The sequence below is a fragment of the Nonomuraea recticatena genome (assembly GCF_039533245.1).
Classification (GTDB): domain Bacteria; phylum Actinomycetota; class Actinomycetes; order Streptosporangiales; family Streptosporangiaceae; genus Nonomuraea; species Nonomuraea roseola.
Genome location: NZ_BAAATE010000010.1, coordinates 129189 through 145335 on the forward strand (window position 1 = coordinate 129189; position 16147 = coordinate 145335).

The 16147-nt window shown below is 71.3% G+C and carries 16 protein-coding genes; 9 read left to right on the forward strand and 7 right to left on the reverse strand.

What is annotated here, in order from left to right:
* Position 1 precedes the first annotated feature (1 nt).
* The 5 genes from ABFX50_RS21155 to ABFX50_RS21175 form a co-directional block, all read right to left on the reverse strand.
* Positions 2–718: an ABC transporter ATP-binding protein gene (locus ABFX50_RS21155; RefSeq protein WP_346148821.1), complete on the reverse strand. Its 717-nt coding sequence runs from the start codon at positions 716–718 to the stop codon at positions 2–4.
* Positions 715–1419: a hypothetical protein gene (locus tag ABFX50_RS21160; protein WP_346148823.1), complete on the reverse strand. Its 705-nt coding sequence runs from the start codon at positions 1417–1419 to the stop codon at positions 715–717. Before ABFX50_RS21160 ends, ABFX50_RS21155 begins: the two co-directional genes overlap by 4 nt.
* A complete protein-coding gene (locus ABFX50_RS21165; protein WP_346148825.1) occupies positions 1416–2276 on the reverse strand; it encodes an ATP-binding cassette domain-containing protein in 861 nt (286 codons plus the stop codon). Before ABFX50_RS21165 ends, ABFX50_RS21160 begins: the two co-directional genes overlap by 4 nt.
* Positions 2273–2626 (reverse strand): GntR family transcriptional regulator, encoded by a 354-nt coding sequence (locus ABFX50_RS21170; RefSeq protein ID WP_183657042.1) that lies wholly within the window; start codon positions 2624–2626, stop codon positions 2273–2275. Before ABFX50_RS21170 ends, ABFX50_RS21165 begins: the two co-directional genes overlap by 4 nt.
* Positions 2627–2708: 82 nt before the next feature.
* Positions 2709–5228, reverse strand: coding sequence for a LuxR C-terminal-related transcriptional regulator (locus tag ABFX50_RS21175; protein ID WP_346148828.1), 2520 nt, complete (start codon positions 5226–5228; stop codon positions 2709–2711).
* 65 nt (positions 5229–5293) lie between these two features.
* Here ABFX50_RS21175 and ABFX50_RS21180 point away from each other — a divergent pair, with 65 nt between their 5' ends.
* The 7 genes from ABFX50_RS21180 to ABFX50_RS21210 all read left to right on the forward strand — a co-directional run bounded on the left by ABFX50_RS21180 (position 5294) and on the right by ABFX50_RS21210 (position 12964).
* On the forward strand, positions 5294–6337 hold the full coding sequence (locus tag ABFX50_RS21180) for a phosphotransferase (RefSeq protein WP_346148830.1): 1044 nt from the start codon (positions 5294–5296) through the stop codon (positions 6335–6337).
* Between the two features lie 126 nt (positions 6338–6463).
* Positions 6464–7537, forward strand: coding sequence for a Gfo/Idh/MocA family protein (locus tag ABFX50_RS21185; protein WP_346148832.1), 1074 nt, complete (start codon positions 6464–6466; stop codon positions 7535–7537).
* Positions 7538–7539: 2 nt separating this feature from the next.
* Positions 7540–8970: a sugar ABC transporter ATP-binding protein gene (locus tag ABFX50_RS21190; RefSeq protein WP_346149031.1), complete on the forward strand. Its 1431-nt coding sequence runs from the start codon at positions 7540–7542 to the stop codon at positions 8968–8970.
* Positions 8967–10007, forward strand: a complete 1041-nt coding sequence (locus ABFX50_RS21195; RefSeq protein ID WP_346148834.1) for an ABC transporter permease — start codon at positions 8967–8969, stop codon at positions 10005–10007. The genes ABFX50_RS21190 and ABFX50_RS21195 overlap by 4 nt, the downstream gene beginning before the upstream one ends.
* Positions 10004–10942 carry an ABC transporter permease gene (locus tag ABFX50_RS21200; RefSeq protein ID WP_346148836.1) on the forward strand — a complete coding sequence of 313 codons (939 nt, stop codon included), beginning with the start codon at positions 10004–10006 and terminating at the stop codon, positions 10940–10942. The genes ABFX50_RS21195 and ABFX50_RS21200 overlap by 4 nt, the downstream gene beginning before the upstream one ends.
* On the forward strand, positions 10929–12152 hold the full coding sequence (locus ABFX50_RS21205; RefSeq protein WP_183657054.1) for an ABC transporter substrate-binding protein: 1224 nt from the start codon (positions 10929–10931) through the stop codon (positions 12150–12152). The genes ABFX50_RS21200 and ABFX50_RS21205 overlap by 14 nt, the downstream gene beginning before the upstream one ends.
* On the forward strand, positions 12104–12964 hold the full coding sequence (locus tag ABFX50_RS21210) for a sugar phosphate isomerase/epimerase family protein (protein ID WP_379505504.1): 861 nt from the start codon (positions 12104–12106) through the stop codon (positions 12962–12964). Before ABFX50_RS21205 ends, ABFX50_RS21210 begins: the two co-directional genes overlap by 49 nt.
* 188 nt (positions 12965–13152) lie before the next feature.
* Here the strand turns inward: ABFX50_RS21210 and ABFX50_RS21215 are convergent, their stop codons facing one another.
* A complete protein-coding gene (locus ABFX50_RS21215; protein ID WP_346148841.1) occupies positions 13153–13443 on the reverse strand; it encodes a hypothetical protein in 291 nt (96 codons plus the stop codon).
* A 215-nt stretch (positions 13444–13658) separates the two neighbouring features.
* Between ABFX50_RS21215 and ABFX50_RS21220 the strand changes: the two genes are divergently transcribed.
* The gene (locus tag ABFX50_RS21220; RefSeq protein WP_346148843.1) at positions 13659–14249 is read left to right on the forward strand and encodes a cysteine hydrolase family protein; all 591 of its coding nucleotides are present in this window, start codon (positions 13659–13661) and stop codon (positions 14247–14249) included.
* Positions 14249–14992 (forward strand): SDR family NAD(P)-dependent oxidoreductase, encoded by a 744-nt coding sequence (locus ABFX50_RS21225; RefSeq protein WP_346148845.1) that lies wholly within the window; start codon positions 14249–14251, stop codon positions 14990–14992. The genes ABFX50_RS21220 and ABFX50_RS21225 overlap by 1 nt, the downstream gene beginning before the upstream one ends.
* 2 nt (positions 14993–14994) lie before the next feature.
* On the opposite strand, the gene ABFX50_RS21230 is transcribed toward ABFX50_RS21225, so the two are convergent.
* Complete coding sequence (locus ABFX50_RS21230; protein WP_346148847.1) at positions 14995–16116, reverse strand: serine hydrolase domain-containing protein; 1122 nt, start codon at positions 16114–16116, stop codon at positions 14995–14997.
* Between the last annotated feature and the right edge of the window lie 31 nt (positions 16117–16147).

Genomic DNA, 16147 nt, shown 5'->3' on the forward strand with positions numbered 1-16147 from the left:
GTCAGTCCCTCAGCGCTCGGCCTGTGAGGCGCAGGAAGGTGCTTTCGAGGTCGGGGTCGCCCAGCTCGGACGGCGTGCCCTCGGTCAGCATGCGGCCGTGGTCGACGATGCCGACCCTGTCGCAGAGCCGCTCGGCCTCCTCCATGTAGTGGGTGGTGTAGAGGACCGCGAGACCTTCGCCGGTGAGCCGCTGGACGCTGTCGAGGATGGAGGTGCGGCTCTGCGGGTCGACGCCCGCGGTGGGCTCGTCCATGACCAGCAGGCGCGGGCGGTGCAGCAGGCCGACGCCGATGTTGAGCCTGCGCGACATGCCGCCCGAGTAGGTGGCCACGGCGTGGTCGGCGCGGTCGGACAGGCCGATGAGCTCGAGGATCTCGGCGATCCTGGTCCGCGCCTGCGCCCGCCGCATGCCGTACATGCCGGAGAAGAACCTGAGGTTCTGGCGGGCGGTCAGGTCGGGGTAGAGGGCCAGTTGCTGCGGCACGTAGCCGACCATGGCGCGGGTCGCGAGGTCGGGGGCCCTGCCTGCGACGCGGATCTCTCCCGCGTCGGCGTCGAGGACGCCGACGATCATCGAGATGGCCGTGGTCTTGCCGGCTCCGTTCGGCCCGAGCAGGCCGTAGGTCTCGCCCTCGTGGACGGCGAAGCCGAGCCCGTCGACGGCCACGATGTCCTTGTAGCGCTTGCGCAACCCCACGACCTCGAGTAACGCGCTCATGACACCTTGTTCCTCAACGGGACGTCACGGATGATCAGCCAGGTGAGGCCGAGACCGACCATGAACGCGCCCACGGCGGCGAGGACCGCGCTGAGCGCCGAGTCGGCCAGGTCGAAGCCGATCCTGAGGCTGATGAACGGCAGCGGCGTCTTGTCGCCGATCGTGGACTGGACGAACAGGACAATGGCGACGGCGGGGACGATGGCCAGCAGCCCTCCGCCCTGCCACCGGTAGAAGGCGGAGGAGACGAAGACTCCGGCCACGAGCCATCCCACGAACATCACGGTGTACTCAAGGAAGATCATCGGAACCTGGGTGGGCGCGCTGAACAGGTGGGCCTGGCCGAGGGCCCAGGTCCAGCCGGTCAGCCCGTACAGCAGCGACTCCAGCAGGAAGCTGATCACCAGCAGGGCCGAGAGGAACGGCGCGAAGATCGCGATGGTGACGGCGGCCTGGAACCCGAACTGGCGGCGGCTCTGCCCGTGGGCGATGAAGAGCGGCAGGAACTCGGTGACCAGGGCGACGCCGACGAACAGCGCGTACCACCTGGTCAGCTGGACGGCCTTCTCCCACACGCTCTCGTTGAGCTCGCCCCAGACGCCGATGCCGACGGTGACCAGCGTGATGACCACGAGGTAGGCCAGCCACGCGAAGAGCGCGAACCATATGTTGGCGGCGAGGAGGCGGCTGGGGAATCTCATGAGGCGGGGCCTCCCGTCAGGTGGATGAACAGTTCCTGCATGGCGATGGGGCCGGTCTCCAGACCCGCCTTACGGGCCTCCGCGTGGTCGAGCGGGCCGTAGACCATGACGGACCTGGTCGGGCCGAGCTGCTTGGAGCCGAGGACGGTCAGGTCGCGGGTGAACTCCTCGACCTGCTCGACGGGTCCTGTGACGGCGCTCCCCATGGCCAGCAGTTCGTCGGCGGGGGAGTGCACGACGAGGCGGCCCTTGTCGATGATGACGACCTCCTCGAACAGGGAGCTGACCTCCTCGATGAGGTGGGTCGAGAGGATGATCGTGCGCGGGTGTGCCATGAAGTCGGCGAGCAGGGCGTCGTAGAAGGCCTGCCTGGAGGGGGCGTCCATGCCGAGGTACGACTCGTCGAACATGGTCAGCGGCGCCCTCGACGCCAGCCCCACCACCACGCCCACGGCCGAGCGCTGGCCCTTGGACATGGACTTGACGTTCTTCTTGCGGTCGAGCTTGAACAGGTCGATGAGCTCCTGCGCGTAGGCGGCGTCCCACCGGGGGCGCAGGTCCTCGGCGAAGTAGAGCGCGTCCTCCACCGTGCCGAGGTTGACCGTCTCTCCCGCGTCGCGGATGAGGGAGATCTCCCTGGTCGTGAGCCAGTTCTCGAAGATCGGGCTGTCGTCGGCGAGCACCGTTCCGCCGCTGTGCCTGCGAAAGCCTGCCAGCACGGACAGCAGGCTCGTCTTGCCGGCGCCGTTGCGCCCGAGCAGGCCGTAGATCTTCCCTGTGTCGAGCCGCAGCGACAGCGAGTCGATGGCGACGGTCTCGCCGTAGGCGACCCTGAGGTTGTCGATGTCGATCCTCATCGGCTGTCCCTGATCCTCTTGATCACGTCGTCCAACGGGATGCCGATGGCCTTGGCCTCGGCCACCATCGGATCGACCACGTCGGTGAAGAAGCCCTCCCGGCGCTCGGCCCTGAGCGTGTCACGGGCGGCCGGACTGACGAACATGCCGATACCTCGTTTCTTGTAGAGAACGCCCTCGTCGACCAGCTGCTGGAACGCCTTCTGCGCGGTGGCTGGGTTGATGCGGAAGAACGCGGCGTACTGGTTGGTGGACATCACTTGCTCGTCTCCCTTCAGCGCCCCGCTCAGGACCTCGGCCTTGATGCGGTCCGCGATCTGCCGGTAGATGGGGCTCCGGTCGTCGAACATGGTTACTCGCTTCTGTGGTTCATTACTCCTGTAATGAACCATAGAAGGCGTGGGAGAGCGCGTCAACCGGGGGAGCGGGGGCTCAGCCGAGAAGCAGGTCGGCCAGGGCGCTGCGATCGCTGACGCCGGTCTTCTCGTAGACGGCGTAGAGGGTGTTGGCGACGGTCCTGATCGACACGACCAGGCGCTCGGCGATCTCCCTGTTGGTCAGGCCCTGCGCGGCGAGCACGGCGATCTCGCGCTGGCGCGGGGTCAGCTCGGGTACGTCGAGATCGAGCAGGGCGGGGGTGCGGGCGCCCTGGCAGCGGCGCGACAGCGCCCACGCCCTGGTCCGCGCGGCCTGGGCGGCGCGGGTCAGCCCCCTGTCGCGGTGCCGGCGGGCGGCCTGGGCGGCGGCCTCGGCGGCGTGCAGGATCAGGCCGAGGCGCTCGAACTCCAGGGACACCGCGTCGAGCTCGGCGCCGGTGCCCGCGACGGCGTGCCTGGCGAACAGCGCGACCAGCGGGCCCTCACCGGTGATGCGGGAGGCGACCAGCGAAGGGCGGCCCAGCCGTACGACGTCGTGGAGGAGGAAGGGCGTCTGGACGGGCAGCGCCTGGTCGGCCAGCGCGAGCAGGGCCGCGACGGCCCCCGCGACGTCGCCCCTGGCGGCCAGCGTCCACGCCATGGCCTGCCGCAGGGGGACGACCACGGGAGGCCCGATCGGCAGCCCGGTGGCCTCGGCTCTGGCCAGCGCCTCCTCTGCCGCGTCGAGCTGACCGAGCAGGGCGTGCGCCTGGGCGAGCTCGCCCAGGCAGAACCCCGCCCACGCGCCTCGCGAGGGCAGCCGGGCGGCCGCCTCGCGGCCGGCGGACAGGGCGTCGGCGACGCGTCCCCTCAGCCTGAGCGCCCTCGCCTGGTAGGTGCCGAACTCGACGACCGCCCGTGCCCACGCGCCGAACTCGCCGTCGAGCCTGCGCCCCTGGTCGGCGTGGTGCTCGGCGGTGTCGAGATCGCCCAGGTACAGCGCGGCCTGGGTGGCGGCGTCGAGCAGCGCGGCCCGCAGGCTCGGCAGCGCGTGGGCCGCCCTGTCGAGCGCGGCCCCGGTGCGGGCGACCACCTCCAGACTCTCCGTGGCGCGCCCCTTCGCGGCCAGGATGGTGGCCTCCGTGGTGCCGAACGCCCTGACGTTGCGGGGCTCGACGCAGGGGCCCATCGTCATCGTCGAGCGGAGCGTGGCCGCGGCCTTGTCCAGATCCCCGACGAACGCCTCGATCGAGGCCCTGGTGCCCCGCGCCCCCTGCCGCGCGTCGAGCGCGGAGACCGAGTGCTCGGTCTCCTCCAGCAGCTCCAGCGCCCGCTCGACCTCGCCGAGCCCCCAGAAGAGGTTGAACGCCCGGTAGACCCCGTAGGTGGTGCGCGAGTAGTCGTCCATCTCGAGGCCCCACGCCGCGGCGAACGCCTCCTCCGACTCGCGGTAGCGGTCGGCGTAGAACAGGACGGTGCCCAGGGCCATGGCGGCGGGCAGGCCACCGCCCGCGTCGGCCGCCGCGCGGGCCAGCCGCTCGGCCAGCTCCAGGTCGCGGACCATCCTGGCCCTGTCGCACGCGGCCAGCAGCAGGCCAGGCTCGGCGACGGGCCCGCTGTCGAGGCGCCAGACGGCCACTCTCACCACGTCTTCGCGACGGCGTAACCCCGTGGCCGTGACGGTGTCGGCCAGCCTGCGCAGCAGCTTGCGGGCGCGAAGGGTGCCGCAGCCGTGCCTGATGACCTCGCCGTACAGCGGGTGGGCCAGGCGCACCTGCAGGCGGCGGCCTTCGAAGTCGACGGTCACCAGCTGGCGCTCCTCCAGCCGTTCGACCGCGGCCGAGGCGGCCAGCTCGGACAGCAGGTCGGCGCCGAGCGGCTCGCCGTAGGCGAGGTACTCCAGCACCTCCCTTTCGTCCGGAGTGAGGCCGCCGATGCGGCCCGCGATCGTGTCGCGCAGCGAAGGCGTGATCGCCAGCGGCCCGCGCCACCGCCACATCCCTCCGCTCTCGGTCAGCACCCCTGACAGCACCAGCTCGCGCAGGTAGAGGACGTTGCCCCTGCTGGCCTGCCACAGCCTGGTCACCGCGCTCTGTTCCACGCTGCCGCCGAGCGCCCGCTCCAGGATCGCGGCGCTCTCCTGCGCGGTCAGCGGGGCCAGCTCCATGCGCGGCAGCAGGTCCTCCTTCCACAGCGCCCGCACCGCGTCGGGCACGGGCGTCTCCGTGCGCAGCGTGGCGATCACCCTGGTACGGCCCCGCGTCACCAGATGGTGGACGAGCGCGGCGGAGGCGCCGTCGAGCAGATGGGCGTCGTCCACCACGAGCACGGGCGCGCGCACCGCGTCGGCGGCCCAGCCGAGGGGGTTGCCGGAGGGAGGCGTGGAGGGCAGCAGCGCCGCGAAGGCCCCGAGCGGCAGCTCGGCCGCCGCCGCGGTGGCCCGCACCCAGGCCACCCCCTCCGCCTCGCTGACGGCCTGCGCCACCAGCCTGCTCTTGCCGACCCCCGGCGGCCCCACGACGACCAGGCCGCGGGCGGCCGACCTGATCTCGCTCAGCTGCGCCGCGCGGCCTGCGAAGGGCCACGACCGTGCCACTCTGGAAGGGTATTTGAGTAGGCCTTACTCATGCGAGGCGATCGCGAGGAGAGCAGGGTCGGACCATGGACGTCACGGAGCTGGTGAGGCGGAGCCTGGGTGATCCGGAGGCGAGGATCGCCTCGCACCGCTCCGAGGCCCTCGCCCATCCGTCCGGCGCGCTGTCCACCGCCTCGCTGCGCCGCGTCAGCGGCACCACCACGGACGGCGCCGCCTGGTCGTTCATCGTGAAGTCGATCAGGTCGGTGCGCCACCTGCCGGGGATCGAGGAGGTGCCGGAGGAAGCCAGGGAGGCGGCGATCGCCAACTTCCCGTGGCGCGCCGACCTCGACGTCTACCTGTCGGGCATGGAGCTGCCCAAGGGCCTGCGCCTGCCGCGCCTGCACCACCTGGAGGACCTGGGCGACGAGCGGTATGTGATGTGGCTGGAGGACGTCCCCGTCGACCGCGCGCCGTGGGACCTCGACCGCTACAGGGCCGCCGCCAGGCTGCTGGGGGAGCTGGCCGCCATGCACCCGGCCACGGGCCCCTGCCCGGGACTGCGGTACTACGTCGACGGGCCGGTCGCGAACGTGTTCCTGCCCGCCCTGCGCGACCCTGGCTTCTGGCGTCATCCGCTGGTGGCCTCCCACGCCGATCCGCTGCTGCGCTCGGACCTGATGGCGTTGACGGGGCGGATCGAGCCGCTCGTCGAGGCCGTCGGCGAGCTGCCGCACACGCTCTCGCACGGCGACGCCTGCCCCGCCAACCTGCTGGTCCCCGCCGACGGCTCGGCGGAGTTCGTGGCGATCGACTGGAGCTGGCCGTACCCCACGTGCGTGGGCTTCGACCTGAACCAGCTGCTGGTCGGCGGGGCGCACGCGGGCGAGCTCACGGCCGCCGAGCTGCCGGCCGTCCACGAGGCGATCGAGGCGGCGTACGTGGAGGGTTCGGGCTTCGACCCCGCCGAGGTGGCCTACGGCTACGCGGCCACGCTGGTGCTGTGCAGCGCGTGGACGGCCCTGCCGTTCGAACGGCTCGGCGAGGAGCCCACGCCCGAGTTGCACGAGCTGTTCCGCAGGAGAGCGGGCCTGGCCAGGTTCATCGCGGACGTGGGCAGAGGGCTCTAGCACAGGAGCCGGACACGGCTACCTCCTCCATATGCGGCTCATCGGTGTATAGCGCCCTGCTCTTCTGCTGTAAAGAGCAGACTTTTGCTTGACCGTCGACATAATCAAGATCTACCATCCCGAAACATGAGGGACATAAGGCGGGAATCGGCTGATAACCCCAGGGTGGGCATCATCGGGACCGGCTTCATGGGCGGCGTGCACGCCAGGTCCGCTCGCCTGGCCGGGGCCACGATCGTCGGCGTCGCGGGTTCGCGCCCCGGCAAGTCACAGGGTCCCCACTCCTCGGCGGACGAGCTCATCGAGTCGGGCGAGATCGACCTGGTCCACATCTGCACGCCCAACCACCTGCATGCCCCGCTCACGCTCAAGGCCCTGGCCGCGGGCGTGGCGGTGATCTGCGAGAAGCCCCTGGCCACCGATGCCGAGACGGCCGCGCTGATGGCGGCCCGCGCCGCCGAGGCTGGCCTGGTGGCCACCGTCCCGTTCGTCTACCGCTTCCACGCGATGGTCCGCGAGGCCAGGCACAGGGTGGCGCGCGGCGACGTCGGCAGGGTCAGCCTGGTCCACGGCAGCTACCTGCAGGACTGGCTGCTGCGTCCCGAGGACGACAACTGGCGGGTCGACCCCGAGCTCGGCGGGCCGAGCCGCACCTTCGCCGACATCGGCTCGCACTGGTGCGACCTGGCCGAGTTCGTCACCGGCGAGCGCATCGCCGCGGTGTCGGCCCAGACCGGCGTGGTCCAGCGCGAGCGGGCAGGCCACGCCCCCGTGCTGACCGAGGACGTCGTCACGGTCCAGTTCCGTACGACGGGCGGCGCGCTCGGCTCGGTCACCACCAGCCAGGTCTCGCCAGGGCGCAAGAACCGGCTGTTCCTCGAAGTGTCGGGGACCGAGCAGAGCCTCGCCTTCGACCAGGAGGAGCCGGAGAAGCTGTGGGTCGGGCAGCGGAGCGGCTCCATGGCGCTCGTACGTGACCCCGCGACACTGTCGCCGCAGGCGCTGCCGTACTCACCGCTGCCCCCGGGACACGCGCAGGGCTACCACGAGTGCTTCGACGCCTTCGTCGCCGACAGCTACGCCGCCCTGCGCGGCGAGCACCGCGACGGCCTGCCCACCTTCGAGGACGGCGCCCGCGCCGCCCGCGTCTGCGACGCGGTCCTCGCCTCCGCGGCGTCGGGGCGGTGGGCCGAGTGCTGAGCATGACCGGCATCGGCAAGAGCTTCCTCGGCGTCCGGGTGCTCGCGGAGGTGGACCTGGCCGTCGCGGCGGGGCAGGTCCACGCGGTGGTCGGCGAGAACGGCGCGGGCAAGTCCACGCTGATGAAGATCCTCGCAGGCGTGCACGCCCCCGACACGGGGACGATCACGATCGACGGCAGGCAGGTCTCCTTCGGGCACCCGCTCGACGCCCAGCGTGCCGGGGTGGCCATCATCTACCAGGAGTTCACCCTCCTGCCCGAGCGCAGCGTCGCGGAGAACGTCTTCCTCGGCAGGGAGCCGCTGCGGCGCGGGCTCGTCGACCGCGCGGCGATGGACACGGCGACCGCCTCGCTCCTCGCAGGCCTCGGCGAGGACTCCTTCGGCCCCCGCGATCCCGTCAAACGGCTGTCGGTGGCCCAGCAGCAGGTCGTCGAGATCGTCAAGGCGCTGTCGCTCGACGCGCGCATCGTGGTGATGGACGAGCCCACGGCCGCCCTCGCCGAGCACGAGGTCGAACTGCTCTACCGGCTGGTGCGCCGGTTACAGGAACGCGGGATCGCCGTGCTCTACATCTCCCACCGCCTGCGCGAGGTCTTCGACCTCGCCTCCGAGGTCACCGTGTTGAAGGACGGCCGTCTCGTCTCCACCGTGTCCACCTCCGAGGTCACCTCCGACGACCTGGTCCGCCTGATGGTCGGCCGTGATCTCGGCACCTACTTCCCCCCTCGCGCCTCCTCCGTGGGTGAGGTGCGGCTGAGCGTCACGGGCGGCGGCAACGAGCGCCTGGACGACATCACGCTCGAGCTCAGGGCGGGCGAGATCGTCGGCGTCGCGGGCCTGCAGGGCTCGGGCCGCTCGTCGCTGGCCAAGGCGATGTTCGGCGCCGCCCCCTTCACCAGGGGGACGATGACGCCGCTGCGGCCCCGCTCGGTGCGCGAGGCGGTGGCCGCGGGGATCGGCCTGGTCACCGAGGACCGCAAGGCCGAGGGGCTCGCCCTTCGTCAGTCGGTGCGCGACAACGCGCTGCTGGTGGCGCGGGCCATCGGGCGGAAGGGCTCCTCCGTCCGCGACCTTCTGGAGCGGGTGCGCCTCTCACCCGCCCGCCCCTCACAGGAGGTCCTCTACCTGTCGGGCGGCAACCAGCAGAAGGTCGTCCTCGCCAAGTGGATGACGCTCGCCCCCGACGTGCTGCTGTTCGACGAGCCGACCAGAGGGGTGGACGTCGGGGCCAAGGCGGCCATCCACGACCTCATGCGCGAGCTGGCGGCCGACGGCATGGCGATCATGATGATCTCCTCGGAGCTGCCCGAGCTCATCGGGATGAGCGACCGCGTCATGGTCCTGCGCGACGGCCGCGTCGCCGGGACCCTCCCCGCCGGCTCGTCGGAAGAGGACATCATCCGCCTGGCCGCGAGCGAGGAGGCGACATGAGCGACGACCTGCACACCACGCCCGCGCCCGAAGGCGTGGCCTTACCCGGCTCCCCCGGCGACCGGAAGGTGGGGCGCGCGAGACCCGGGCCGTGGTCCGGCCTCGGCTCCACCCAGGTCGTCTACCTCGCCCTGCTGGCCACGATCGTGGTCGGCTGGATCCTGGTCGCGATCGACGGCGGCAACCTGCTCACACTCGAGACCGTCGTCGGTGTCCAGCAGCGCAGCGCCGCCCTCGGCATCGTGGCCGTGGGACAGACGCTCGCCATCCTCGCCGGCTCCCTCGACCTGTCGGTCGCCTACCTGATCAGCCTCTCGTCCCTGGTCGCCGCCGAGATCATGGAGGCGGGCAGCGTGCCGGGAGCCATCACCGCCGTCATCGCGGTCAGCGCCCTTGTCGGCCTGGTCAACGGCGTGGTCATCACCAAGCTGAAGGTCCACGCCTTCATCGCCACGCTGGGCGTCGCCCTCATCATCAAGGGCGTCGTCGACCACCTCTACGACGGCCCCGCGGGACGCGTGCCCGAGTCCTTCCAGCACCTCGGCTACGACAGGGTCGGACCCGTGCCCGTCTCGGCGCTGCTGTGGGCGGCCGTGGCCGTCGCCGCGTGGTTCCTGCTCAGCAGGACCAGGTACGGCTACCGCGTCTACGCCGTCGGCGGCGACCCCGACGTGGCCAGGCTCTCTGGCGTGCGCACCGACAGGGTCGTCATCGTCACCCACATCCTGTGCTCGCTGTGCGCGGGCATCGCGGGGTTGCTGCTCGCCAGCAGGCTCGGCGCGGGAGCCCCCACCGTGGGCACCGACGGCGGCTACGACCTGGAGTCGATCGCCGCCGTCGTCCTCGGCGGCACGGCGCTGGCGGGCGGCAGGGGAGGCGTGGCGGGAACCGTCGGCGGCGTCCTGCTGCTGGCCGTCCTCGACAGCGTCTTCAACCAGCTCGAAGTCAACTCCTTCTTCAAGGACGTGGTGCGCGGCGTGGTGATCGTGGCGGCGGTGGCCGTCTACGCCCGTCGTGCGGGAAGGAAGCGGCTGTGAAGCGCGCTCTGCCGATCTTCGCGGTCCTGGCCGCGCTGCTGGTCGCCATCGCGGTGGCCAACCCGTTCTTCCTGGAGCCCGCCGGGTTCTTCGCCTTCGTCAAAAGGGCCGCGCCGCTGGTGATCCTGGCGGCGGGGCAGTACTTCGTGATCGTCTCCGGGGAGTTCGACCTGTCGGTCGGGTCGCTGGTGACGGTCGAGGTGGTCGTCGCCGCCCGTCTGATCGACGGCGACGAGGCGGCCACCTGGCCCGTCCTGGCCCTGGTGATCGTCATCGGCCTGCTGGTCGGGCTGGCCAACGGGGCCGTGACGACGCTGCTGCGGGTGCCGTCGTTCATCACCACGCTGGGCATGATGCTCGTGCTGTCCGGCGCGGTCTTCCTCTGGACGGGCGGCGCGCCGCGCGGGGCGCTCTCGCAGGCCTTCAGGGTCTTCGGGCGCGACACGCTGTGGTCCACGCTCATCCTGCTGGCCGTGGGCGTCGCCGCGGCGCTGATCATGCGGGCCGACTTCGGCCGCACACTCATCGCCACGGGCGACAACGAGCGCGCGGCGGCCCTGTCGGGGGTCAGGGTCACCAGGGCACGGATCCTCGCCTTCGTGCTCTCCGGGCTGGCCGCGGCGGTCGCGGGCATCCTGCTCGGCGGCTTCGCGGGGGTCTCCGCCCAGGTCGGCCAAGGGTTGGAGTTCTCGGCCATCACCGCGGTCGTGCTCGGCGGCGTGGCGCTCGGCGGCGGCCGCGGCTCGGTCGTGGCGGCCATGGCCGGCGCCCTCACGCTGGAGGCGCTGTTCACCCTGCTCAACCTGTACGGCATCTCGGGCGCGCTGGAGTTCACCGTGCAGGGCGTCATCATCATCGCCGCCGTGGCGGCGGGAGCCGTACGGCTTCCCTTCCCCCTCACCCCCCGAAAAGGAGACGCACATGTCGCGTCCTAAGCCCTTCCTCGTCGCCCTGGCAGGGCTCGCGTTACTCGCGGCCGCCTGTACCAGTGACAAACCGGCCACCACCGCCACCCAGGCCGCGACGTCGGCCGGCGCCTCCGCCGCGCCGTCCTCGGCGGCGTCCGCGGCGGGGACGGGCGAGCAGTCGAAGTTCTTCGTGCAGGCCGACTACGACGCCCAGCTCGCGATGCGCACCAAGACCGCGCAGGGACCCGCCGACAAGCCGTGGGAGCAGGCCATCGACCCCCAGATGGTCAGCACCTCCCAGTACAAGAAGAGCGGCGGCTATCACCTGTGCTTCTCCAACGCGGCCGTCAACAACCCGTGGCGGCAGGTCGGCTGGAAGAGCATGCAGGCCGAGGTGGCCCTGCACAAGGAGTTCACCACGTTCACCGCCCTGGACGCCGAGGGCAAGGACGACAAGCAGATCTCCGACATCGCCGAGCTGACCGGCAAGGGATGTGACGCCCTGATCGTCTCGCCCAACACCACCGCCACCCTCACCCCCGCGGTGAAGGCCGCCTGCGGCAAGCTGCCGGTGATCGTCTTCGACCGCGGCGTGGAGACCGACTGCCCCGTCACCTTCATCAACCCCATCGGCGGCTACGCCTTCGGCGCCGACGGTGCGGAGTTCCTGGTGGAGAAGGTGCCCGCGGGCGGCAAGGTGCTCGCCCTGCGCATCCTGCCGGGCGTGGACGTCCTGGAGACCCGCTGGTCGGCGGCCAAGGCCACCTTCGACAAGAGCCGGCTGCAGGTCGTCGGCGTGGAGTTCACCGACGGCGACGCGGCCAAGACCAAGAGCATCGTCAGCGACTACATCGCCCGTCATGGCAAGCTGGACGGTGTGTGGATGGACGCGGGAGCCACCGCCGTCGCCGCGGTCGAGGCGTTCGAGGACGCGGGCGTGCCCGTCCCCGCCATGGTCGGCGAGGACCAGCAGGACTTCCTGCAGAAGTGGAAGCAGAACAACCTGACCGCCATCGCCCCCACCTACCCGACCTACCAGTGGCGCACCCCCGTCATCGCGGCGCTCAAGATCCTCAAGGGCGAGGAGGTGCCGAAGACCTGGAAGCTGCCCCAGCCGAAGATCACCGCGGAGAACCTCGACACCTACCTGCAGCCCAACATGCCGCCGCTGCACTACGCGCTGTGCGGATGCGAGAGCCTGCCCGGCTTCCCCGAGACCTGGGGCGGCAAGAAGTGAACCTGGGTGTCAACACCTGGGTGTGGACCTCGCCGCTGACCGACGGCGACCTGGAGGCGCTCGCGCCCCGGGTCGCCGGGTGGGGGTTCGACGTCATCGAACTGCCCGTCGAGCAGCCGGGCGACTGGGACCCGGCCAGGGCGGCCGACCTGCTCGCCTCGCTCGGCCTGCGCGCCTCCGTGGTGCTGGTCATGCCGCCGGGACGTGACCTGGTCGCCTCCGACACGGTCAGGGAGACCCAGGACTACCTCAGGCACTGCATGGACGTGGCCGAGATCGTCGGCTCACCGGTCATCGCGGGGCCCGCCTACAGCGCGGTCGGCCGCACGTGGAGGATGTCCGCGAGCGAGCGCGCGGCCGCCTACGCCGAGCTGCGCGAGAACCTCAGGCCCGTCATCGACCACAGCGAGGTACGGCTGGCGGTCGAGCCGCTCAACCGCTACGAGACGAGCCTGCTCAACACCGTCGAGCAGGCGCTGGAGGCGCTGCCCGAGCGCGCCGGACTGACCCTCGACATCTATCACCTGAACATCGAGGAGAAGGACCCCGCGGCGGCCGTACGGCTGGCCGCGGGCAGGATCGCGCACGTCCAGGTCTGCGGCACCGACAGGGGCACCCCCGGTCAGGACCGCTTCGACTGGCCCTCCTTCGTGGGGGCGCTGCGCGAGGTCTCCTACGGGGGACCGCTGGTCATCGAGTCGTTCACCGCCCACAACCAGACGATCGCCACCGCCGCCTCCATCTGGAGGCCGCTGGCGCCCAGCCAGGACGCTCTCGCCGTCGATGGGCTGGCCTTCCTCCGCACCCTCTAACGAAGACCCGCCATGCGTCGTGCTGCCCTCATCCTGCCGTTCCTCCCCGGTGACGACCGCCGCCTTCGCCCCGCCCAACTGCGCGGGCTGGAACAGCGGCGACGCCCACCACGTCATCTCCACCCTCACGTGACAACGTGACGGAGCCCCCGGCCGGACGCGCGGCCGGGGGCTCCGTCATGTCTCGATCAGGCGGGAATCCTCCGCTGGAGGTCTATGAGGATCTCCATCGCGGTGGTGTTGAACTCGGTCTGGCTGGTCTTGAGATCCGCGAGTCCGGTCCCGACCTCGGCCACGTCGGTGCTGACCTGTGCTAGTTCGGCCTCGACCTTGGCCCTGAACTCCTTGAGGTTGTTCGCCACCCCGTTGATCCGGTGGGTGACGTCTTCCAGCCCCTGCATCATGTCGGCCCTCGACGCGATCACGGCGTTCTCGATGTCCGTGACGAACTGGAGGCCGGATTCCTTGATGCCCATCATGCTCTCCCTCTACGGTGGGGGAGGGACCTGGACGGTATCAGCGTTCAGGTCCCCGTTCGTGTGTTCTAACGCTAGCGGATGACCGCGCGGCTCGACAGAGGAATGACGCGCTCTGTCATCACGAAATCACCGCACGTCACCTCTTCTTCCACAAGGTAGGAGAGATGTTACTCTTGGCGCACCAAGCAAGCGCTCGATCACGCGCGGAGGCGTCGATGGAACGCACGGCCGTCCTGGTGATGGAGATGCAGCGCGGCGTCGTCGGCGATGTCACGAGATTTCCCGAGCTGGTGGCGGTGTGCGACAAGCGGAGAGTGGTCGCCAACGCCGCCGAGGTGCTGCGCGGGGCGAGAAGCGCGGGCGTGCCGGTGATCCACTGCACGGCGGCCTTCCGCGCCGACAGGGCGGGCTCGCACACCCGCAACAGCCCGTTCCTCGCCCACCTGCTCAAGGACCCCGCCCACATGCTGGAGGGCACAGGGGCCGTCGAGGTGCTGCCCGAGCTGTGGGAGCCAGGCGATCTGGAGAGCCGCCGCCATCACGGGTTCTCGCCGTTCACCGGCACCAGCCTGGACATGACGCTGAGGTCGCTGGACGTGACGCGGGTGGTGGCCGTCGGGGTGTCGCTGAACCTCGGCATCCAGGGCCTGGCGATCGAGGCGGTCAATCTCGGCTACCGGGTCACCGTCGTCACCGACGCCGTGGCGGGCATCCCCGACGACTATGCGCAGGCCGTCCTCGACCACACGATCGGCCTGCTGGCGAGCAGGGTGACGGCCGCTCGGGTCTGGGAGGCGGGCCGGTGATGGACGGTATGCGGCTGGACGGCAGGCGCGCGGTGGTCACCGGGGGAGCGGGCGCGATCGGGGCGGCCATCTGCGCCGACCTGGCCGCGCTCGGCGCCCGCGTGGTGGTCGCGGACGTCGAGGGGGAGGGCGCGGCGAAGGTCGCGCAGGCGCTGCCCGCGGGCCTGGGCACGGCGCACCGCGTCGACCTGGCCGACCCCGCGTCGATCGAGGAGTTCTGCGCCGCGGCGGGCGCCGTGGACATCCTCGTCAACAACGCGGGCCTCTCGATCGTCGAGCCGTTCACCGGCAGCGACCCCGCGCACTGGGACCTCATGTGGCGGGTCAACCTGCGCGCCCCCATGCTCATGACGAAGCTGCTCCTGCCGGGGATGGTCGAGCGCGGGTGGGGGCGGCTGGTGTTCGTCTCCTCCGACGGCGCGAGGGCGGGCTCGGGCGGGGAGGGCGCCTACGCCGCGACGAAGGCGGGGCTGTTCGGGCTGGCCAAGACGCTGGCGAGGGAGGCCGCGAAGGGCGAGGTCACCTCCAACGTCGTCTGCCCAGGCCCGACGGACACCCCGATGCTGAGGAGGGTCGCCGAGCAGGAGCCGGGACTCGTGGAGAAGATCGCCAGGGGCATCCCGCTGCGCAGGCTCGGCGAGCCCGAGGACGTCGCGGGACTGGTGGCCTACCTGTGCACCGAACGCGCCGCCTACATCACGGGACAGACGCTGTCGGTCAGCGGCGGGGTGACGATGCAGTGAGCTCAGAGCGCGTCGTAGACCGCCTTCGTCAGCTCCCATGCCGCCGTGCCGCCCGCGAAGGCCGCCGACATCTCGTTCATGGTGTAGGCGATGGCCAGGCCGCGCGCGGGGTCGGCCAGGCCGAGGAAGCCGCCCATGCCGGCATGGCCGAAGGCGGTGGGCGCGAAGGGCGCGAACCCCTCGGAGGGCAGCATGAACCCGAGCCCGAACGAGGTGTCGACCAGAAGGACCCTGTCGCGACCGGAGACCCTGGGGCGCAGGGCGTCGCGAAGGGTGCCCGGCTGGAGGATCTCGCCGGCGATGAGCGCCCGGTAGAAGCCGGACAGCGCCCTCGCCGTGGTGACCAGGCCCATGGCGGGCCAGCCCGCGCGCAGGAGGTCGGGGTGGTTGGCGCCGCCCTTCAGCCTGTGCACGCCGGGGTTGCCGAGCGCCCTGTTCATCAGGCTGTTCGGATCGCGCGCCGCCTGCTCGGCCTCGCTGGACGGCTCGCTCTCCGCGAGGGGTGCGGCCTCGGCGAGGCCCTGCTGGGACGGGCCGGGGCGGGGGCCGGCGGACAGGCGGGCGGCTCTGGCGATCACGTCGTCGGGCGCGCCGAGCCACAGGTCGAGGCCCAGCGGCCCCGCGATCTCCGCGGCCACCAGCTCGCCGACCGACTTGCCCGTCACCCTGCGCATCACCTCGCCGACCAGGAACCCGTAGGTCAGCGCGTGGTAGCCGTGGGCGCTGCCCGGCTCCCACAGCGGCGACTGGCGCGCCAGCCTGGCGGCGATGGCGGCCTGGTCGCCGTACTCCTCGACGGGCACCCGCTCCTCGATCGCCGGCAGCCCCGCCTGGTGGGTGAGCAGGTGCTCGACCGTGACCTCGGGAGAGGAGAACTCGGGCCACAGCGCGGCCACCGGCGTCGACAGCTCGAACAGCCCGCGCTCGACGAGCAGCAGGGCGACGGTCGCGGTCACCGCCTTGGTGCAGGAGTAGGAAAGGACGGGCGTGTCCGCCTCCCACGGCCTGCCGGTGCGCCGGTCGGCGACGCCGCCCCACAGGTCCACCACCAGCTCGCCGTCGACATGGACGGCGAAGGCCGCACCCAGCCCCATCTGCCGCGCGAACACGTCGTCCAGTCGCATGGACACCTCTCTGGTGAAAGGAAGCGCTTGC